The following is a 20,525-nucleotide window of genomic DNA, read 5'->3' as shown; positions in this document are numbered from 1 at the left end:
AAATAATTCGAAAGGTTAGAGAAAAAATGTTTAATAAAATTATGTCTGGTTTGGGTCTTCAAGGCGTAACGGTAGAAACTGTTTTACACAATCCAAACTTGCAAGCAGGTGAGACACTGCATGGGGAAATTAGCTTCAAGGGGGGATCATCTGATAAAGAGATTAATGGCCTTTATTTGAAGTTGATGACAATGGCAGAAGTTGAATCTGGTGACCATGAGTTTAATCAACCTTTGGTCTTACAAGAGTGGTTAGTGAATTCTCGATTTTTACTGCCAGCACATCAAGCTCATTCTTTCCCTTTCAGTATTCAATTACCATTTGAGACACCGATTACCGAAGTCGCTTGTCGACGAAATGGTACACGTGTTTGGATTCAAACTCATATGGATGTTGATTGGGGATTAGATGCAACTGATCGTGATTATTTAAAAGTGCTGCCAACTCCCGCTATGCAAGTGTTTTTGCAGGCCATGCAGCGATGTAGCTTTATTTTATCAACAGTTGATGTCGAAAAAGGTCAACTTACTGCACGAAATTTTAGATCAACAATTGGTTGTTACCAAGAGCTTGAATTTGTCTCTTCACATATGTTTAGTGGGTTTAATGAGGTTGAAGTCTCTTTCATTGCTGAGCCTAATCAAACTCACGTTATGCTTGAAGTTGACCGTCATTTTCGATCAGATCAACTCTTAACGATGACCATTCCGCATCATATGCTTGATGAAAACCAAATTGTGCAACAAATTCGAAGCCTATTGCAGCTTTGATAAATTAAATTATGCGCATCAAATGAGAGTTTTTTATCAACTTGATAAGAGCCTTATATTTAAATCGCTTTTGCTGCATTGAGAGTAAGGGCGATTTAAAGCGGTCGTGATGATGTGTGAGGATATGATGGATAATCAGAACGAGACCGAAGAAAAGAAGACCCGTAGTGGCAATCTTCTTGAAGAATTTGGTGGGCAACTGATTGACGGTTTCATCACACTCATTGGTGAACTCTTCATTTACATTATTTTTTTATTATTTTCAGGTACTTTACTCGGTATTATCTTTGCCGCTATTTTCTTTGGTTGGGGCGTATTATTTTTACTATTACCTTTTGCTGTTCTAGTTTATATCCTTTTTAAAAAATATAGTCGCTAATAATCAACTACTCCTGCATCATTTTAATCAGTTCCTGCATAGCTCTGGATTGAGTGCGCGCAGGATGCCATACCATGCCTAATTGGCGATTCATTTTTACATCTAAATCAAGTTGTTGCATATCCTGATTCAACAGAGTTTTTGGTAAAACTGACCAACCTAAACCAATAGACACCAACATACGAATAGACTCAAGCGGGTTATTGCTCATGGTGATTTTTGGTTTAAGCCCTTGTTTTTCAAACTCGGCTAAAGTGATTTGAGCAGTGTAAGTTTGTGCAGCGGGTAACAAGCTCGGATATTCAATTAAATCTTGTAAGGTCAGATTCTTTTTTTGTGCCAATGGATGAAAAGGGGCAGCAACAAAAACTAAAGGATCATTCCAGATGGTAATGTAGTTAAGGCGCTCATCACCTGAAGGGGGAAGTGTTAAAAATGCTAACTCTAAATCACCGGCAAGCACTTTTTCATGCGCTTGCTCTGAGTCAACAAAATGCACATCTAAAGTGACCTGAGGAAATTGCTGAACAAAGTGTTTAAGGGGCGCAGGTAAATGGTGTAAGCCAATATGATGACTCGTTCCAATTTTTAAACGACCTTGTACCTGATTTTGCTCATGGCTTAGGGTGTGATGGATGTCTCCAAGCTCATTTAGCCAGTTTTTAACTTTGGGTAATAATGAATGCGCAGCATGAGTTGCTTGAACGCCTCGGCCTGCGGACTCAAATAGTTTGACACCAAAATACTCTTCTAAGCTGTGAATCCGTTTGGTTACAGCAGGTTGAGTAATAAATAATTGATCTGCTGCCACAGAGATAGACCCTGTTTCCATAACTTTTACAAAAGCTTCAAAGGCTGCAAGATTCATAATACAACTCAACTTGGAATAGAAAAATCGAGGGGCTAAAGTTGCCAAGCCAAAATCGTATCATGCTTGCAGCAAAACGAGTTAGAAAGTTATGAATTACCGCACTAATCTTAGCCTAAGCCGTTGTCTCTTTCTCAGCTAAGGCTGAAATGCGGCGGTCTTTAGCTGCCCATACTTTTTCGTGAAAGAAAAAAGCAAATGCTTGTACGGTTGGCTCAAGCATACTTAAGGTTAAAGCCATCCAGATATTACCTGTTACAAAGTATGCAACTATCATCGCTACGCTAATATGCATAATGTAATAGCTGAAGGTTTTCTTTAAGGTACGTTGATTATTTACAACGAATTTTTGAATATTAGCCATGATCATTCTCTTTAGCCACTTTAGATATTTTTAGTATAGAGATGAGAGTATAAGATTAAAAATTGATTATGCAAATGATAATCATTAATAAAAACGATTTGTTAAATTTGATGTGTATAGAAGGGATTATGATTAATTCCAAAAAGTTTTCTAATTTATAAAAATGATAAATTAGATTTATGTGAAACTCTGGCTATAATCGAAGAAAGATTAGAATTACCCAGTCCAATGGAGCAAGACGACATGGCAGGCAAAACTTTATATGACAAATTGTGGGATGACCACGTTGTTTCACAGCGTGATGATGGCTCATGTTTACTTTATATTGACCGTCATTTATTGCATGAAGTGACTAGTCCACAAGCATTTGAAGGTTTGCAACTTGCGAGTCGTCAACCATGGCGTTTAAGTGCAAATGTTGCTACACCAGACCATAACGTTCCAACATCTAAAAAAGAACGTGAGCAAGGCATCGCGGGTATTGAAGATGATACGTCTCGTATTCAGGTTCAAACCTTAGATGACAATTGTAAAGCCTTTAATATTGTTGAATTTAATATTAATGATATCCGTCAGGGTATTGTGCATGTCGTTGGCCCAGAACAAGGCTTAACTTTACCGGGCATGACCGTAGTGTGTGGTGATTCACATACAGCAACACACGGTGCTTTTGGTTGTTTGGCACATGGTATTGGAACTTCTGAAGTTGAACATGTGTTAGCAACACAATGTTTGATTCAGAAAAAATCTAAAAATATGTTAATCCGTGTAGATGGCGTATTAGGCAAAGGTGTGACACCAAAAGATGTGGTGTTGGCAATTATTGCTAAAATTGGTACCGCAGGTGGTACAGGTTACGCGATTGAATTTGGTGGTCAGGTGTTCCGTGATATGTCGATTGAAGGACGTATGACGGTATGTAACATGGCGATTGAAGCGGGTGCTCGTGTAGGCATGGTTGCTGTCGATGACAAAACCGTTGAATACGTGAAAGGCCGTAGCTATGCACCAAAAGGCGAGCAATGGGAACAAGCAGTTGCTTACTGGGACACTTTGCATTCAGATGAAGATGCTGCCTTTGATGCTGTAGTTGAATTAAATGGCGCAGAGATTGAACCACAAGTGTCTTGGGGAACTTCACCTGAGATGGTTATTCCGGTAACTGAAGCAGTTCCAACCTTAGAACAAGCTAAAGATGACGTTCAACGTAATGACTGGACGCGTGCTTATCAATATATGGGCTTAAACGCAGGTCAGGCATTAGCTGATATTCAACTTGACCGTGTCTTTATTGGTTCTTGTACTAACTCTCGTATTGAGGATATCCGTGCTGCGGCTGAGGTGGTTAAAGGCCGTAAAGTGGCGTCTAGCATTAAGCAAGCCATGATTGTTCCTGGGTCAGGTTTAGTTAAGCAACAGGCAGAGAAAGAAGGCTTAGATAAAATCTTCTTGGAAGCTGGTTTTGAATGGCGTGAACCGGGTTGTTCAATGTGTTTAGCAATGAATGCAGATAAATTACAACCGGGTGAACACTGTGCATCAACGTCTAATCGTAACTTTGAAGGTCGTCAAGGCAATGGTGGTCGTACTCACTTGGTGAGCCCAGCAATGGCGGCAGCGGCTGCAATCGCAGGTCACTTTGTTGATGTTCGTTCATTTTAATTCGGTCTGGAGCAAACCATGAAAGCGTATACAGTTGAACAAGGTATCGTTGCACCATTAGATCGTGCCAATGTTGATACAGATTTAATTATTCCAAAACAGTTTTTGAAATCAATCAAACGTACTGGTTTTGGCGATAACTTATTTGATGAACTTCGTTATTTAGATGAAGGCTATCCGGGGCAAGATAATTCAGTTCGTCCAAAAAATCCGGATTTCGTTTTGAATCAACCACGTTATCAAGGCGCAAATGTTTTAATTGCTCGTACTAACTTTGGTTGTGGTTCAAGTCGTGAGCATGCACCTTGGGCATTGAATGAATACGGTTTCCGTACTGTTATTGCGCCAAGCTTTGCTGATATTTTCTTTAATAACTGTTTCAAAAATGGCATGTTACCTGTCATTTTGTCAGAAGAAATTGTTGATCAGTTATTTAAAGAATGCGCTACCAATGAAGGATATCAATTAACAATTGATTTAGCGGCTCAGGAAGTGCGTACCCCAACAGGTGAAGCTTTTAAATTTGAAGTTGATCCATTTCGCAAGCATTGCTTGTTAAATGGCTTGGATGATATTGGTTTAACGCTTCAAAATGCGGATGCAATTCGCGCTTATGAAGAAAAAACTAAACAGGTTCGTCCTTGGGTATTCCAAGAGTTAAATTAACCTTTTGGTACATTTTAAACATAGCCATGGCGTAGTGTTCAAACTCTTGCTAACATGCTAAAGCATAAAAACACCTTAAAATTATGCACTAGATGAGGATTGGGCTTGAACAATGAAGAGGAACGTTACTCATAGCTTTTTGTTGAGCCTGTGCGCAATAACACTCAGTGCTTGTCAGAGCACGTACAATGTAGTGGATACTGTCCGTATTAAGCAGGCTGAACAAGAAAATTTGGGGCAGAATGCAGCAATATATTGTTCGGGTGCGAAGAGTTGTGAATTTGAACGACTAAATGATATTACTGTAGTGGATGCGCAAACACGAAGAATTAGTAATCAGGCAATTCATCAAGGAATTGTACGGTTGCACGGTTCAGTGCTCGGGCAAACCAACAGTTTATATTTATCTGTGCCTGCTAAACAATATGAAGTGGTGATCCGTTTCTATCCGATTTCTCCAGATCGGGCTGAAACAATCCATGTGATTCACCAGTTTAATGCCAACCATCGCTATACATTTAAAATGTACCGAGACAAAACTAACCGTTCGGGTAGTTTGCTGAATGTTTCTGTACCAGATCCATTATGTGTCGATTTAGAGCAAGATGAGCGTGTTATTCGCCGTTTTTGTCGACCATTTGATGTAACAACAGGGCTAGGCGAGTTCCTTGAACAGAAAAAACTAACACCGCGGTCGTCATAACACTGCTTGTTTTTTGGAAAATGGAAAAAGTTCATGTCTAAACAGATTTTAATTTTAGCTGGTGATGGTATTGGTCCTGAAATTGTTGGGGCAGCAGAAAAAGTATTAAATACAGTAAATGAAAAATTTAATTTATCGTTGACTTGGGAACATGGCCTATTGGGTGGTGCGGCAATTGATGCACATGGCGAACCGTATCCAGCTGTAACGAGCGAACAGGCAAAAAAAGCTGATGCAATTTTACTGGGTGCAGTAGGCGGACCAAAATGGGATGCGATCGAGCGTTCTATCCGTCCTGAACGTGGTCTTTTAAAAATTCGTAGTGAACTCAACTTGTTTGCTAACTTACGCCCAGCGATTTTATATCCGCAATTGGCAGATGCTTCTAGCTTAAAACCTGAAATTGTTGCTGGTTTAGATATTCTGATTGTTCGTGAGCTTACTGGCGGTATCTATTTCGGTCAGCCACGTGGTATTCGTGAACTCGAAAACGGTGAAAAACAAGGCTATAACACAGACGTTTATTCTGAAAGTGAAATTAAGCGCATTGCAAAAGTTGCTTTTGAACTTGCAGGTTTACGTGGTGGTAAAGTCTGTTCAGTCGATAAAGCGAACGTTTTAGAAGTAACAGAACTTTGGAAGCAAACAGTTACTGATTTGCAGCAAGCGAGTTATTCAAACATTCAGCTTTCACATATGTATGTAGATAATGCTGCAATGCAGCTTGTACGTGCGCCAAAACAGTTTGACGTGATCGTAACAGGTAACTTGTTTGGCGATATCTTATCTGATGAAGCGGCAATGCTTACAGGCTCAATCGGCATGCTGCCATCAGCTTCTTTAGATGAAAATGGCAAAGGTATGTATGAACCTTGTCATGGTTCTGCACCTGACATTGCTGGCCAAAATGTTGCCAATCCATTAGCAACTATTCTTTCTGTTGCAATGATGCTTCGTTATACATTCCGTGAAGAAGCTGCTGCAAAAGCAATTGAAGATGCTGTAGGTCAAGTACTTGATCAAGGCTTACGTACAGCAGATATTATGTCTGAAGGTATGACAAAAGTGGGTACAGCCGAGATGGGTGAGGCAGTGGTAGCTGCTCTTGCTTAAAAGCTTCTTATAAAAAACGCAGCTCAACGCTGCGTTTTTTTATGCCTATGTTTTAGCAGGCTTTACCTTCATATTGAATAGACTCGGCAATATCATTTTTAAGCTGGAAAATAACCTTGCAGTTGAAATTCACATCGTAAGAATTGCCACCCAAATTACCTGACTGTATAGCGACAGAATTACCTCTCATATCGACATTAGTCACCATTGGGATTGGGATGTTTAATGGACGTAAAATCGTATAGATGAGTTGATTGGGTGTTTTCTGTGGAGCATTAGCGACTTGAAAACCAAGACTACGTAGATTGATATCTTGCCGAATGGTTGCAGAAGATTTACCTAGAAAGCTCTTTAAATACTCTTGTAAATCTATAGATTGGCGTGGATGGCTAGTACAACCGTTCACATTCATTATGATCAAACAAAGTAGGCCAATTTTACATCGGGTATCTATATTCATTTTTATCTCAATAAAAAATTATATTTATTATTAAAGAACAATAGGTTGGATTTGAATGCTTGTAAAGTAAAAAAGGAAGATTATGATAAATGGAAGGTGAACTTACCTTTAAATTTATCATTACATTCAAATCGCTTTAATAATAATTTTATAGAAAACTTAAGGAAGAAAAGTATGAGAAAAATTGCTTTTGCATTTTTATGCAGTTTAGGAATGACTGTCGTCTATGCTGATAACTGTGATAGTGCCCGCAATACTTATGATGATATTTACTGTACAAATAAAATTTATGCGAGTGCAGATGTAGATCTGAATAAGAATTATCAAGCATTGCGAGTAAAGTTAAATACTGCGCAAAAAAATATTCTTAAGAAATCTCAGCTTGCATGGATACGTCAACGTGATGCTGAGTGTACAGATTCAAATAGAAATAGTGTAGACGTGCAATGTCGTTTACAGACAACGCAAGAAAGAAACCATTGGCTGCAAGAAAGATTGCGTGAATGCCAAACGGTGGGATGTAAAACCAGTCGCTTAAGTGAATAAACAACGCAATAAAAAAGCCACATCATGAAGTGGCTTTTTTGCATTCACTAATTAGCGAGCACGGTACGTGATACGACCTTTAGTGAGGTCATATGGAGTCATTTCGACTTTTACACTGTCGCCAGTAAGAATACGAATATAGTGTTTACGCATTTTACCAGAAATGTGTGCAATAACTTCGTGACCGTTTTCAAGACGTACACGGAACATCGTATTAGGAAGCGTTTCGGTGACAACGCCTTCGAACTCAATGAGTTCCTCTTTATTGGCCATAGCCTACCTGATGATCAAATTGGAAAGGCGCAAATTATAGTCAATTTATTTAAAAAAAACAAGATAGACATACTTCTACTCAAGCATCTGGTTAAAGTATGACTAATAAAAAAAGATGTAATTTTTTTCACAAAAGAAGTTTAATTCTGTTGTCAGTTCGGTCAATCAACGCTAATCTAAAATCATAGTTATTAGGGACTGTTAATTGCGTAAAAGTCAACGGCCCTAAATATCAATGAAGTATCTACATGGAAGGGCACTGCGTGGGTCAGCTAACAGATGCATCAGTTGTATTACGCTTTGGCTATCAAGCGATTCGTCGTGCGGGATTGCCAACAGAAGAAATATTAACCAAAGCGGGAGTTGCTTTAAATCAGGTTGATACGAATGCACGTACACCGTTAAGTGCACAGTATGCCTTTTGGACTGCCGCTCAGGAAGTCAGTAAAGATCCAGATATCGGTCTGCATTTAGGCGAGCATTTGCCTTTATATCGTGGTCAGGTCATTGAACATCTATTTATTAGTAGTGATACCTTTGGTGAAGGCCTAAAGCGGGCTTTGGCTTATCAGCGCCTCATTAGTGACGCATTTGATGCAAAACTAGTGATTGAAGAAGGGCGTTGTTATTTAACCAATGGCGAGCAGATCGGTGCTGATAATCTTGTTAATCGCCATTTCTCTGAATGTGCAATTTCGGGCATCCTTAGATTTTTTAAATTTATTACCGAAGGGCAATTTCACCCGATTTTTATCGATTTTAACTTCAGCGAAGGAGCAGCTGAGGATGAATATTTCCGCGTATATGGCTGTCCGGTCAGTTTAGGTCAAAAAGAAACACGTTTATATTTTGATCCCGCTATTCTGGATTTTCAGCTTTGGCAAGCAGAGCCCGAGTTATTGCAATTGCATGAGCAGCTTGCGATTGAAAAATTGCAAGAATTAGCACGCTATGATTTAGTAGGTGAAGTTCGTAGAGCAATTGGGTCAACGTTAGAAAGCGGAGAAACAACCTTGGAAACGGTTGCTGCTCAGTTGAATATTACCCCACGTCGCTTACGTACTCAGTTAAGCGAAGCTAATACTAGTTTTCAGCAAATACTTTCTGACTATCGTTGCCGATTAGCTAAAAAACTTTTGGCCAATACCAATGAGAGTGTTGAACGTATTGTGTATTTAACAGGTTTCTCTGAACCAAGTACGTTCTATCGTGCATTTAAGCGTTGGACAAATGAGACACCAGTTGAATATCGGAAACGTAAACAACATCGCTAAATAAGTATATGTAGAGCTGGCTAAGCTTACTCAGGTAAGTTTAGCCAATGTGGTCCAAGTGGTGGCTGTGGCAAATCAAACTGCTCAGGATAGTTACACTGAATAAAATAAAGACCATCTGGCGGGGCAGTGACTCCTGCTGCCTTACGATCTTGTGCAGCAAACATTGCATCGATATGATCAATTTCATACATACCTTGACCAATTTCGAGTAAGCACCCAACAATATTACGAACCATATGGTGTAAAAAACCATCTGCTTGAATATCTAAAACCAAATAACGTCCATGTTCAAATAAACGGCAATGTTTTACATGTCGAACAGGCTGATTTGATTGGCAGGCCGCTGCACGGAAGCTTTCAAAGTTATGAGTACCTTCAAATTTACTAGCTGCTTCAATCATCTTTTTCACATCTAACTGTTGGTAAATGTGAGTAACCTGTTTATGCAATAGTGCAGGGCGATGAGGCGTGTTATATATAATATAGCGGTAACGTCGAGCCGTCGCTTTAAAGCGAGCATGAAAACTTTCATCCATCAGTTTAATCCACTGAATGGAAATATCTTTAGGTAGTTGGCTGTTTGCCCCTCTTAACCACCCTGTTTCTGGGCGAATGGCATGCGTATCGAAGTGTGCCACCATATTTGTCGCATGTACTCCTGCATCGGTACGACCAGCACCATGAAGTGCTATAGGCTCATTTGCGACTTTGCTAAGCACACGTTCAATGGTTTCTTGTACGCTGGCAACGCCTGGCTGTTGAGTTTGCCAACCTCGATATTGAACTCCGCTAAATTCAATACCGACTGCATAACGTTGCATGGCTTTACCTCTATTTAATGCAAATTTTTGTTCCAATGGCTGAGCCACTGTTCTGGGGTTGAGTATTTTAAATAGATTTGAAGTGCTTTTGCATAGAGATCTGCATGACTATGTGCATCACTAATGACAATTTTTGCAGTTTTTGTCCACTCACTAATTGCATAGCGTTGATCAATACCCCCAAACGTCACCTGAGTCGTAAGAATCGGAACGCAGCCATGTGTATAGAGCTCATCTAATGTTGCGAGTAGTTCCTGATTAACAGCTATGTTTCCAGTACCAAAACCTTGCAATACTAAAAATTGAGGTGGGGCTGGCAGTAAATTTCGTAATTGTTGAACGAGCTGAGTGGTCGCGATAGGTTGCATCATCCAATTCAAAATTTGAAAAGATGCTGCACGTTCGATTTGCGTATCTTGCAGAATTAACCCGTTTTGCTGAGGTGTAAATTCAGATTCAGCTTTAAGACCAGAAAAAGCGTCAAGTTCAGTTGTATGTGTCTTTAACACAGTTTGAGCATGAAATACTTGATGATGAAACGCAAGGTAAGCACCCACAGGTAAGCTAATCGCCTGTTCTAATGCAAGATATAAATTATCAATTGCATCAGTAAACTCACGGGTATCATTCCCTTGAATATTAAGGAGAGGATATTGACTACCAGTAATAACCACATGGCAACTCTGTCCTAGAAAACGAGCTAGAGTCGCAGCAGCATAACTGAGAGTATCTGTACCATGAATAACGACGAAGTGCTGATAGCCTTCAAGTTGTAGTTGTTGTATGCGTTGAATAAGACATAGCCAGTCGGGCGCTGTACAAGCACTGCTATCTACAATATTTGGGGCAGCAAAACAGTCGACCGTTAAATGAGGTGGTATAACTTTTTCAAGTTGAGGTAAGAATTGGTCATATGGCATAGGCGCTAAAGGTTCACCTACACAGCCAAAAGTACCACCCATATAAAATAAGGCTATTTTTTTCATCTTTTTCAGGCACAAAAGCAGTCATCTTTGACTGCTTATGGTAAAACGATCAGCCTTAAGAAGCTATGCGATTTAGTAGATTTTTCGCGCGTTGTTGTTGCTCTGTGTTGAATTTTTGCTCATTATTTGCCAACAAGGCGTGCGCTGCTGGGTAAGCACCTAAACTGATATATTGCTCTGCAAGTTTTAAGTCGAGTTCATTTTCATCTAACTGTTTTAATTCTGGAAAAGCTTGGACAAGTGGGTCGTTGTTTTCAAGGCTAAGTTCTGATTCATTTAAATTCGGTTGATTATCTTCAGACTCTATAGGATTTAAAGAAAACTCAAGGGTTTCAACTGATAATGGCTGAGTTTGAATATTTTCTTCTAAGACGATTTCTTGAGAGTTATTGCTTTGTGAAGCAGAGTCTTTGTCTATCGAAAAATTACTAAAATCAAAATCAATGTCTGGTGTAGAGGTTGTATCAACTTTGAGTGTTTCAACAGACAATTCAGAGCTAGGGTCAACAGACTTTTCTGCTTTATGTGGGATAGACTCTAAATCAAATGAAAACTCTAAAGTATTTAAGTCATTTGTTTCACTGGCTGTTTCAGTGCTAATTTTATCTTCAGGTTTGGCAGAATCGACTTCTGTTGTTTTTTGCTCAAATGAGAAATTAAATTCTAGAGGTTCAACTTCAACAGCAGGTTCTTGCTTTACAGGTGTATAGTCTTTCTGCAAGTCATCAAAAGAAGCTTCAGAAGAACTTGTTGTTAACTGGTCAAACTGAGCTGTTGTGTCTGGTGTATTTTTTGGCTCTTCGTGTGTTTGAGCTTGAGGGAAATCGATAGCATCAGGTTGTCTTGATGACTCATATTCTTTTTGTCTAGTTTCAGCTTGAGTCACTATTTCATGTAATGCCAGACTTCGAATATGACTAATCAGTTGTGTTATGGCAAATTCATCTTTCTGTGCAATATGAACTTCAAGCAATAATAAATAAAGCTCATGTTGAGTATTATCTTTTTTTAGCGCCTGATTTACTTGAGCTTCAGCGGCTGAATATTGCTTTTCTTGAATGAGCTGTTTGATTTTTTGACGTACAGCTTCTGGAACAGGGCTGCTTTGTGGAATAGGTGGAAGAGTTTCTTCTACCACATTTACTTTACTTTTTTCACGCGAGTTTTTACTCGATTTAGAGTTTGCCTTTTTATTGTTTTTTTTATTTATCGTTTTAGGGGAGGTGGTCTCTTGTTTCTGGCTATTTTCGCGTTTTTTTAAAATAACAGCGACCACGAGCAATATGATGAACGGAATCACATATAACATTACTTTCCCCTTAAAAAATAAATATTTGCAATATAAAGCGAGCCAACTCTGGTTTTAACTTAATGTTTTTGCTTGTGAGTGTTTTGCTGTGCTTGTAACTGCTGTTGTAACTCTGCCAAACGCGCATTCAAAAGTTGAATACGTTGGTCTTTCAACCGTAAAGTTTGATTTAATTTGGTTACATTCCTTTGTAATGTAACGTTTTTTTCTCTTTTTGTCATAACTTTTACTGCTAACTCAGTATTGTTTTGACTTTGTTGTGTGCTCTTTTTAGCACTTCCATGTGTAGAATTTTGGCTGTTTTCAGCCACGATACTCATTTCTGCTTGTTGCAAACGGTATTTAGCTTTGCCAGAAGGCGATTTTGCAGTATGCGTTATTTCTGTTTTTGATTTATTTTGCTGAGTTTTAGAGACAGGAGTATGGGCGAGTTTTAGAGCAATTCCCTGACGTAAACGGTTTACATCACCTTGGATAAAAGCATGCTGGTTTTGTTTTTGGATATCGTGCATGACTTTCGCAACTGGCTGTTTGGTTTTCGCTGCAATACGATTAGCAATGCTCCATAGAGACTCATTGTGTTGTACTACATATTTACCTGAAGTTATTGGTCCTCTAGACGGACTTAGGGTTTGTTTCTTTGCAGCATTTTGACTGAGATTTTTGGATGGAACAGATTTCTTTTGTACTGCTAACTTTTTAACTGGTGTTTTTGGCGAATTATTTGCATCTGACTTATTAATAGCAGATGTAATTTGATTTTTTGTTGCTGCCTGATCAGGAATGGTGCTTGTTACAACTTGTTGAGCCGAAGAGTTTTCACTAAGTGAGGTAGATGAATTCGTATTTATCGATGGGACAGTCCCAGAATTGATATTCAGGTTTTTTTCACTATTCGCGTTTGTTGTAGTTGGGACTGAAGTTGATGAAGCATATTGGGTGCTTTCTGGCAGATTTAGAGCAATATCTTTTTCATTCACAATAATCTGAGGCGATAAAGTACTTTCGTTATTTTCAGTCTTTTTTATAGCAGAAGGCTTAATTACAGTTTTGATATGCTGTAAACGCGTTGCAGAACCTTCACTGATTTTTACAACAATATTGAGCTCGGGATCAATAACAGGACGGGATGAGGTAATGACAATAACCCCAGAGCCTTGACCATTTTGGCGTGTATAAAAATTAAGATTTCCCGGAGGGTGATGAGTCACACCCAAAGCACTTAAATCTTCTGGCGTTGCTAAACTGACTTGCAAAGTGGAATTGGGATCAGCTTGCTGGAAGTTCATTTCTGCATATAACAAATCGCCGGGTGCGGACTGAATTTGTATAGGGTCTAATGTAATCGCATAAATAGATGGCGAAGACATAATGGTGAAAATGGCAATTTTTAATTTGTTATAAACAGTCATCTCAATCCATGACCTAATAAGTCGTAAAGTCGTTCAAAATTATACAATAATGAAATGTAAATAAATTGTAAATTTTTCACAAACCAGTTACGAAAAAGCCGATCTAATGTGATCGGCTTTTTGTTTTGACTGAATAATTCAGACCAAATTATGAGCTTTTGTATTCTACTAAGATACGTAACATACGACGTAAAGGTTCAGCAGCACCCCAAAGTAACTGATCACCTACTGTGAATGCGCCTAAATATTCTTTACCCATGTTAAGTTTACGCAAACGGCCAACAGGTACAGTTAAGGTGCCTGTTACAGCAACAGGTGTAAGGTCAGTCATAGACGCTTCACGAGTGTTTGGTACAACTTTCGCCCATTGGTTTGAAGTACGAATCATATCTTCGATTTCATCAAGCGGGACATCTTTTTTCAACTTGATCGTCAGTGCTTGAGAGTGACAACGCATCGCGCCAATACGGACACAGTGACCATCGATTGGAATAATTTGTGAATTACCCAAGATCTTGTTGGTTTCAACCTGACCTTTCCACTCTTCTTTTGATTGACCACTTTCAAGTTGCTTATCAATGTAAGGAATCAACGACCCAGCTAATGGCACACCAAAGTTAGCAGATGGGAAACCTTCGCCACGTTGTAACTCGGCAACTTGACGATCAATATCCAAAATTGCTGATTTAGGGTCATCTAACAACGTTTTGGTATTGTTATATAAGTAGCCCATACCAGTAATTAGCTCACGCATGTTTTGTGCGCCAGCGCCTGATGCTGCTTGATAAGTCATAGCAGTCATCCACTCCACCAAATTATTTTGGAAAAGTGAACCCAAGCCCATCAACATAAGCGATACAGTACAGTTGCCGCCTACGAAAGTTTTGGTGCCGTTAGCCAAACCATCTTTGATAACGTTAAGGTTTACTGGGTCAAGAACGATGATTGCATCATCTGACATACGTAAAGTAGAGGCTGCATCAATCCAGTAGCCATTCCAACCAGTTGCTTTTAACTGTGGGAAAACTTCAGACGTATAGTCACCACCTTGACAGGTAATAATGACATCCATTTGCTTCAGACTATTAATGTCTGTAGCTTCCATAAGTGCTGGGGCAGTCTTACCACCAAATGAAGGAGCTTCACCACCTGCATTACTGGTAGAGAAATAAAATGGCTCAATATGAGCAAAATCATTCTCTTCAACCATACGTTGCATAAGGACGGAACCGACCATCCCGCGCCAACCGACCAGACCTACTTTCATGTCATTTTGCCTCGGTGCGTTAAAATTATTAGGGGGAGTTGAGTGTATCAAAAGTGTCCACAACTGCAAGCGTTACAGAAACAAAACACCATGTTTATTGAGTAGAATATCTTGTTTATGTTACATACAAAATTGATAAAGATGACAAAAAATTTAAAAACCAAATCATCTTAAAAGAGAAAATTCAATGATTTATATCGAAGTTCTAGCTGGTCTGGTGATTTGGTTAAGTTTCTGGTCACTTATTCCTCGTGATGAGTGGTGGTTTCGTGGCGCCGACTTCCCACGTTTACAGATTCTATTTGTTGGACTATTAGCCTTTGTGGGTATGCTGTTTTGGCCTACCGAGTGGAATCTATGGCGTGAAATATTGCTTGCTGCGCTCATTGCTGCCATCGCCTATCAGCTTAAAATGGTTTTGCCTTATACCCTATTTTGGAAAAAACAGGTTAAGCAGGTGAGGCGGTCTCAATTAGACCCTCAAAAGCAGATTTCATTGATTGTATCTAACGTTCTAACTCCTAATGATAAATATCATTTACTTCTTGAGCAGATTCAGAAATTACAACCTGATTTATTGCTTACCTTAGAAAGTGACAAGACATGGGAAAATGCTTTAAAAGAAATTGAAGAAGATTATCCTCATCGTGTTCCTGTGCCTTTAGATAACTTATATGGAATGCATTTATATAGCCGTTTACCTCTATCAAATACAGAAGTTAAATTTATTTTGAGTGATGAAATTCCTTCAATTCACACCACTGTAACTTTACGATCTGGTATGCCAGTTCAGCTATATTGCCTGCACCCCAAGCCACCGAGTCCAACTGAGGCGAAAGATTCAACGTTACGTGATGCAGAACTATTGATTGTTGGAGATCAGATTAAAGACTTAGATGAAAGCTGTATTGTGATGGGGGATTTAAACGATGTAGCATGGTCACGTACTACACGTTTATTTCAACGTATTAGCGGATTACTTGATCCACGGGTTGGTCGACATTTCATTAATACCTTCCATGCAGATTATCCATTACTACGTTGGTCTTTAGATCATATTTTTCATAGTACTGATTTTGGTCTGGTTAAAATGAAACGGTTGCCACATATTGGATCGGATCATTTTCCAGTATATGTCGTTTTACAGACCGGTCGGGTATTTGAACAAATTCAAGAAGAATTGGAACAAACCCAAAATGATGAAGAAGAGGCCCAAAGCGCTATACAAGAAGGAATTGCCAAGGCTGAAAAAGAAGAAAAAATTGTGACTGATGAAATTGCGCAGCCTTATAAATAAAAAGCATATAAAAATCGATGTAAGCAATATCGTACAAAGATTTGAGTCTAGGGCCAATAGGCAGAGGGGTATAAAAACCTTATTCTACATTCATCGGCACACGGAAACGGGAATGGACGATCCCACGTAAGGATACACTAAGCTGATATGGAATAAGCATCACGGATCAGATGTTGGAACGGAAACGATAAAAATAACGATTAACCTGAAAGCACAACCTCATTTACCCGAGTTTTGCAGGACGCAGAACTCGGGTTAATATTTTATATATACCCTATTTAGTTCATTGCGAATATAAGAAATATTGTTAAGTTAATCTTAATTTAAAAATCTATTTAACTGTAGGTAAGAGTTCATAAGTTCTTTATATATCTGAGCAATTTTAAATGAAAAATAGATAAAAAATTTTTTTTGATAAGTTTTTGTTTTTATAGATTATTGATGACTAAATATAAGCTTTGATCTATTTAGATATAAATTGGGGTTGTTTAATTGGCAAATCTCAATAGAATGTGCCGATCGTTGACATGTTGGATCGTCAACAGGCATTGTTGTTTATTTCGCCGGATCGGCGAGTTGTGATTTGTTTGTGCATTTAAATTTCTGTTTGGAAATTATTGTACATATTGAGGTTTCACTCTTAGTTAGTGGTCTTCTCCCTCTCATATTTGATACTTTGCGGTGCATAAGGATTGTCTTATGAAGAATTTTAAATTTAGCCTTGCTTGGCAAATTTTAATTGCTTTAGTCCTAGGGATAGTTGTAGGGGCTGTTTTACATAACCAGCCTGAAATCAAAGATAGTATTGTGAATAATGTTCTTACGCCAATGGGTAAGATCTTTATTAGCCTGATCAAAATGATTGTTATTCCAATCGTTTTCTCTACCTTAATTTTAGGTATTGCAGGTGTTGGCAGTACGAAAAGTTTAGGGCGTCTTGGTTTTAAAACCATTCTCTATTTTGAAATTATTACCACGATTGCCATTTTAGTTGGTTTGGTTGCGGCAAATATCTTCCATCCTGGTTCAGGCATTGATATGTCTCAACTGGTTCAAACCGATATTTCTCAATATAAGAGTACAGCTCAAGAAGTTGGTTCTCAATCGCATGGTTTGGTACAGACAGTTTTGTCAATGATTCCAACCAATATTATTAACTCAATGGCACATGGCGAAATGTTGCCAGTGATTTTCTTCGCCGTGTTATTTGGTATTGGTTTATCTTCATTGCCAGAGAAGACCAAAGATCCATTGTTAAGCGTATTTCATGCTGTGTCAGAAACAATGTTCCGTGTGACACACATCATTATGAAATATGCACCATTTGGTGTGTTTGGTTTGATCGCTGTAACTGTTGCGAACTTCGGTTTCGCATCATTAATTCCATTAGCTAAATTAGTGGTATTAGTTTACGTAGCTATCTTATTCTTTGCTTTTGTGGTTTTAGGAATCACTGCAAAAATGTTCGGTATCAATATCCTTATTCTAATGAAAATATTGAAAGATGAACTGATCTTAGCTTACTCAACAGCGAGCTCGGAAACTGTTCTACCGCGTATTATGCAAAAAATGGAAGACTACGGTGCACCAAAAGCAATTTCTAGTTTTGTAATTCCAACGGGCTATTCATTTAACCTTGACGGTTCAACACTTTACCAAAGTATTGCAGCTATCTTTATTGCGCAGCTTTATGGTATTGACATGTCAATTGGTCAACAAGTTCTTTTAGTTGTAACCTTAATGATTACTTCTAAAGGTATTGCTGGTGTTCCTGGTGTATCATTCGTGGTGTTATTAGCTACGTTACATACAGTTGGTATTCCACTTGAAGGCTTAGCATTTATTGCTGGTGTTGACCGTATCATGGATATGGCGCGTACCGCATTGAACGTTGTAGGTAATGCACTTGCAGTACTTGTGATTAGTAAATGGGAAAAACAATACGACAGCGAGAAAGCAGCAGCTTATGAGGCAACTTATAAATAATCTGCCTTGTTATTGTAGTAAAAACCCGCGTTGATCGCGGGTTTTTTTATGAAGTTATTTCAGTATAGATTCATATAGTGCCAGTGTCTGATCACACATGTCTTTCAAGCTAAACATGGTGACTGGGGCAACGACTTGAGGCTGTTCAATATGCTTTTCCACTGTTTCCAGTAAAGCCTTTTCATTTCCCACTTCAACAAGACCTTGTGGATACACATTAGATAAAATCTCGGCAACACCTCCACGGTTCCAGCCAATGACTGGCGTACCTACTGAGAGCGCTTCTAAAGCTGTTCTGCCAAATGTTTCTGCCTGATTGGATAGAGAGAGCACAATATCGCTAAAAGCGAGCCATTCACGTATATCTGAGCGATGTCCTACGAAGGTAATTTTATTTGCGAGTCCTTTACTTTGAATGGTGCTTTGCAGCTCACTTAAATAGGCCTGTTTTTTTGTATCAGCACCGCCGACAACAACCGCATGTAGTTGAGGATATTGTTCAGCTAGTTTTTGCATAAGTTCAATTAAGCTTTCATGGCCTTTTAAACGTGTAATACGGCCGGGTAAGCAAAGTAAAAACTTATTTTCGAGTTCAGGAAAATCATTAAAAACTTGATTGAACCATTGTGCTGAGGGCTGATAGTTATGCGGAAAAGCAGCTGGGTCAATCCCTCGATAAATGCGAACAATATCTTGGGGAGGGCAGTTTTTATAATGGTCAGTAATGTATTTAACCACGCTGTCAGAAACAGCAATGACTTTCTCGGCCTGAGTCATAATCGCGCTATAACGATTGACTGAGTAGAAGCCATGCACCGTGCTAATAAGGTGAGGAAGTTTATGTGTAGGTATTTTTCTTAAAGCAAAATGAGTTAACCATGCAGGTACACGAGAACGTACATGAACAATATCGGGTTGATGCTGTTCAATAAGCTGGCGTAAAGGCCGGATCTGCCACAAGCTTGAAAGTGACTTTTTATGAATCGGTAGTGTTAGGTGAGTAGAACCTTCAGCTTCGAGCTGTGAGACTAAGCGCCCGCCGTTGGATACAACAAGAGACTGATGTCCTTGTGCAATAAGCGCACGTGCGATTTCAAGTGTGCCGCGTTCTACGCCACCGCTATTGAGTTCTGGGAGAAGTTGCATCACTTTCATTGTTTTTTGCCTTTAGGTAGTAGCAAAGCGGGGTCTTGCGGTTTATTCATTAGGTGGAGTTTACTCCTTACTTTTGTTTTGGCAAAAGTAACAAAACTATTTGTTGGACTAACGACACATCCTGAGCGATTCCCAAAGCACTGCTTTAGGAATCAGCGCAAGGTAGTCCAACAGGCGACATCCATGTCGCCTTCGCACGATAGTACATACTGGGTATTATTTAGATGTTTATAACTATGATGCGTTAATTACGGAAGATTATTTAATAAATTTCTTCATATCCTTCAGGACGTGTTTTAAAGCGACGGTGAAACCACATATATTGCGTCGGTGCGATTCGAAGTTGATTTTCGATAATTTTATTGACGCGTGTTGCATCATTAACTTCATCATCACTTGGCATATTGTCGACTGCGGGTTCAATCAGAACATGATATTTGGGATTCTTAATATCCCCATGACGGTAGAAATATAAAGGCACCGCGACTGCTTTTGAGATTTTCAATAAGCGGCGGTGTGCAGTGACTGTGGCAGCAGGTACACCAAAGAAAGGTGCCATAACACCTTGTTTTAAACCAAAATCTTGATCGGGACTATACCAAATTGCATCGCCATCTTTAAGGTGACGAATTAAACCACGCATATCGTCATGATCGATTTGTGCTTTATAAATCGTGCCACGGCAACGATAAATGAGCATATCGAGCAATGGATTATTTTGAGGGCGATAGACAACATCAGGTTCAAAATATTGAGCACAAAGATAGCCGCCTGCATCAAGAAGCGTACTATGAGTCCCCAGTAATAAAACACCTTTGCCTTGAGCTTGGGCATTGGTAATGTGTTCTAAACCTTCAATGGTGACTCGGTTTTTAAACCAGCGCGGGTTGTACCATGCATTTAAGGTTTCAAACACGCCAAGCATCATATCGACAAAAACTTGTTGAGCTTGTTGCTGAACTTTATCGGCAGACCATTCAGGAAAGCAGACTTCTAAATTACGAATAGTGGTTTTACGGCGTGATTTTAGATATTTCCAAGCCAGATGAGCTACGCTATGCGCCAGACGCCATTGTATGGCCCATGGTAAAATAGCCAAAAGCATTAAAAAAACAATAGTAATCCAAACACCCCAATATTTAGGCAGTAAAAAGGACCATTGAAATTCACCGGGCGTATAGGGCTGCTTTTGGCTCATAACGATATAAAGA

The 20,525-nt window shown here is 39.1% G+C and carries 21 protein-coding genes; 10 read left to right on the top strand and 11 right to left on the bottom strand.

Translation table 11 applies throughout. The features are described from left to right. Positions 1 to 26 precede the first annotated feature (26 nt). Positions 27 to 770, top strand: a complete 744-nt coding sequence (locus tag ASF86_RS14085) for a sporulation protein (RefSeq protein WP_056483000.1) — start codon at positions 27 to 29, stop codon at positions 768 to 770. A gap of 127 nt (positions 771 to 897) precedes the next feature. Continuing rightward, entirely contained in the window at positions 898 to 1,149 is a 252-nt protein-coding gene (locus ASF86_RS14080) for a hypothetical protein (protein WP_005044977.1), read from the top strand. Positions 1,150 to 1,156: 7 nt separating this feature from the next. Here ASF86_RS14080 and ASF86_RS14075 read toward each other — a convergent pair whose 3' ends face one another. Beyond that, positions 1,157 to 2,017: a LysR family transcriptional regulator gene (locus ASF86_RS14075; RefSeq protein ID WP_004640979.1), complete on the bottom strand. Its 861-nt coding sequence runs from the start codon at positions 2,015 to 2,017 to the stop codon at positions 1,157 to 1,159. A gap of 115 nt (positions 2,018 to 2,132) precedes the next feature. Then, the gene (locus ASF86_RS14070; RefSeq protein WP_003654707.1) at positions 2,133 to 2,387 is read right to left on the bottom strand and encodes a DUF2061 domain-containing protein; all 255 of its coding nucleotides are present in this window, start codon (positions 2,385 to 2,387) and stop codon (positions 2,133 to 2,135) included. A 237-nt stretch (positions 2,388 to 2,624) separates the two neighbouring features. Between ASF86_RS14070 and leuC the strand changes: the two genes are divergently transcribed. The 4 genes from leuC (at position 2,625) to leuB (ending at position 6,525) form a co-directional block, all read left to right on the top strand. Then, positions 2,625 to 4,043, top strand: coding sequence for a 3-isopropylmalate dehydratase large subunit (gene leuC, locus ASF86_RS14065; protein ID WP_056482997.1), 1,419 nt, complete (start codon positions 2,625 to 2,627; stop codon positions 4,041 to 4,043). Positions 4,044 to 4,061: 18 nt separating this feature from the next. Next, positions 4,062 to 4,709: a 3-isopropylmalate dehydratase small subunit gene (leuD, locus tag ASF86_RS14060; RefSeq protein ID WP_056482993.1), complete on the top strand. Its 648-nt coding sequence runs from the start codon at positions 4,062 to 4,064 to the stop codon at positions 4,707 to 4,709. Positions 4,710 to 4,821: 112 nt separating this feature from the next. Continuing rightward, entirely contained in the window at positions 4,822 to 5,412 is a 591-nt protein-coding gene (locus ASF86_RS14055; RefSeq protein WP_003654712.1) for a hypothetical protein, read from the top strand. Positions 5,413 to 5,445: 33 nt separating this feature from the next. Beyond that, positions 5,446 to 6,525 (top strand): 3-isopropylmalate dehydrogenase, encoded by a 1,080-nt coding sequence (leuB, locus tag ASF86_RS14050; protein ID WP_004640985.1) that lies wholly within the window; start codon positions 5,446 to 5,448, stop codon positions 6,523 to 6,525. A 52-nt stretch (positions 6,526 to 6,577) separates the two neighbouring features. Here the strand turns inward: leuB and ASF86_RS14045 are convergent, their stop codons facing one another. Continuing rightward, complete coding sequence (locus ASF86_RS14045) at positions 6,578 to 6,985, bottom strand: hypothetical protein (protein ID WP_045434880.1); 408 nt, start codon at positions 6,983 to 6,985, stop codon at positions 6,578 to 6,580. Positions 6,986 to 7,159: 174 nt separating this feature from the next. On the opposite strand from ASF86_RS14045, the gene ASF86_RS14040 reads away from it, so the two are divergent. Further along, positions 7,160 to 7,531, top strand: coding sequence for a lysozyme inhibitor LprI family protein (locus ASF86_RS14040; protein WP_003654719.1), 372 nt, complete (start codon positions 7,160 to 7,162; stop codon positions 7,529 to 7,531). 51 nt (positions 7,532 to 7,582) lie between these two features. Here the strand turns inward: ASF86_RS14040 and infA are convergent, their stop codons facing one another. Continuing rightward, entirely contained in the window at positions 7,583 to 7,804 is a 222-nt protein-coding gene (infA, locus tag ASF86_RS14035; RefSeq protein ID WP_001284370.1) for a translation initiation factor IF-1, read from the bottom strand. Between the two features lie 263 nt (positions 7,805 to 8,067). On the opposite strand from infA, the gene ASF86_RS14030 reads away from it, so the two are divergent. Continuing rightward, positions 8,068 to 9,078: an AraC family transcriptional regulator gene (locus ASF86_RS14030; RefSeq protein WP_005037036.1), complete on the top strand. Its 1,011-nt coding sequence runs from the start codon at positions 8,068 to 8,070 to the stop codon at positions 9,076 to 9,078. 26 nt (positions 9,079 to 9,104) lie between these two features. Here ASF86_RS14030 and truA read toward each other — a convergent pair whose 3' ends face one another. The 5 genes from truA to asd form a co-directional block, all read right to left on the bottom strand. Next, on the bottom strand, positions 9,105 to 9,902 hold the full coding sequence (truA, locus tag ASF86_RS14025; protein WP_056483204.1) for a tRNA pseudouridine(38-40) synthase TruA: 798 nt from the start codon (positions 9,900 to 9,902) through the stop codon (positions 9,105 to 9,107). A gap of 14 nt (positions 9,903 to 9,916) precedes the next feature. Beyond that, entirely contained in the window at positions 9,917 to 10,888 is a 972-nt protein-coding gene (locus tag ASF86_RS14020; RefSeq protein WP_056482990.1) for an asparaginase, read from the bottom strand. A 55-nt stretch (positions 10,889 to 10,943) separates the two neighbouring features. Further along, positions 10,944 to 12,197: a hypothetical protein gene (locus tag ASF86_RS14015; RefSeq protein ID WP_056482987.1), complete on the bottom strand. Its 1,254-nt coding sequence runs from the start codon at positions 12,195 to 12,197 to the stop codon at positions 10,944 to 10,946. A gap of 59 nt (positions 12,198 to 12,256) precedes the next feature. Beyond that, positions 12,257 to 13,609, bottom strand: coding sequence for a FimV family protein (locus ASF86_RS14010; RefSeq protein WP_056482985.1), 1,353 nt, complete (start codon positions 13,607 to 13,609; stop codon positions 12,257 to 12,259). 148 nt (positions 13,610 to 13,757) lie between these two features. Beyond that, complete coding sequence (gene asd, locus ASF86_RS14005) at positions 13,758 to 14,876, bottom strand: aspartate-semialdehyde dehydrogenase (RefSeq protein WP_004641000.1); 1,119 nt, start codon at positions 14,874 to 14,876, stop codon at positions 13,758 to 13,760. 187 nt (positions 14,877 to 15,063) lie between these two features. Between asd and ASF86_RS14000 the strand changes: the two genes are divergently transcribed. Together ASF86_RS14000 and gltP are read left to right on the top strand one after the other, a co-directional pair. Further along, positions 15,064 to 16,173 (top strand): endonuclease/exonuclease/phosphatase family protein, encoded by a 1,110-nt coding sequence (locus ASF86_RS14000; protein ID WP_056482982.1) that lies wholly within the window; start codon positions 15,064 to 15,066, stop codon positions 16,171 to 16,173. 699 nt (positions 16,174 to 16,872) lie between these two features. After that, positions 16,873 to 18,159, top strand: a complete 1,287-nt coding sequence (gene gltP, locus ASF86_RS13995; RefSeq protein WP_003654734.1) for a glutamate/aspartate:proton symporter GltP — start codon at positions 16,873 to 16,875, stop codon at positions 18,157 to 18,159. Positions 18,160 to 18,213: 54 nt separating this feature from the next. On the opposite strand, the gene ASF86_RS13990 is transcribed toward gltP, so the two are convergent. Both ASF86_RS13990 and ASF86_RS13985 read right to left on the bottom strand, forming a co-directional pair. Continuing rightward, entirely contained in the window at positions 18,214 to 19,314 is a 1,101-nt protein-coding gene (locus tag ASF86_RS13990; RefSeq protein ID WP_056482979.1) for a glycosyltransferase family 4 protein, read from the bottom strand. Positions 19,315 to 19,576: 262 nt separating this feature from the next. Further along, positions 19,577 to 20,512 (bottom strand): lauroyl acyltransferase, encoded by a 936-nt coding sequence (locus ASF86_RS13985; RefSeq protein ID WP_056482976.1) that lies wholly within the window; start codon positions 20,510 to 20,512, stop codon positions 19,577 to 19,579. Positions 20,513 to 20,525: the final 13 nt, after the last annotated feature.

Origin of the sequence: Acinetobacter sp. Leaf130 (assembly GCF_001423205.1) — a bacterium.
GTDB classification, from domain to species: domain Bacteria; phylum Pseudomonadota; class Gammaproteobacteria; order Pseudomonadales; family Moraxellaceae; genus Acinetobacter; species Acinetobacter calcoaceticus.
The sequence above is the reverse complement of the archived record's forward strand: the minus strand, read 5'-3'. Positions and strand labels throughout refer to the sequence as shown.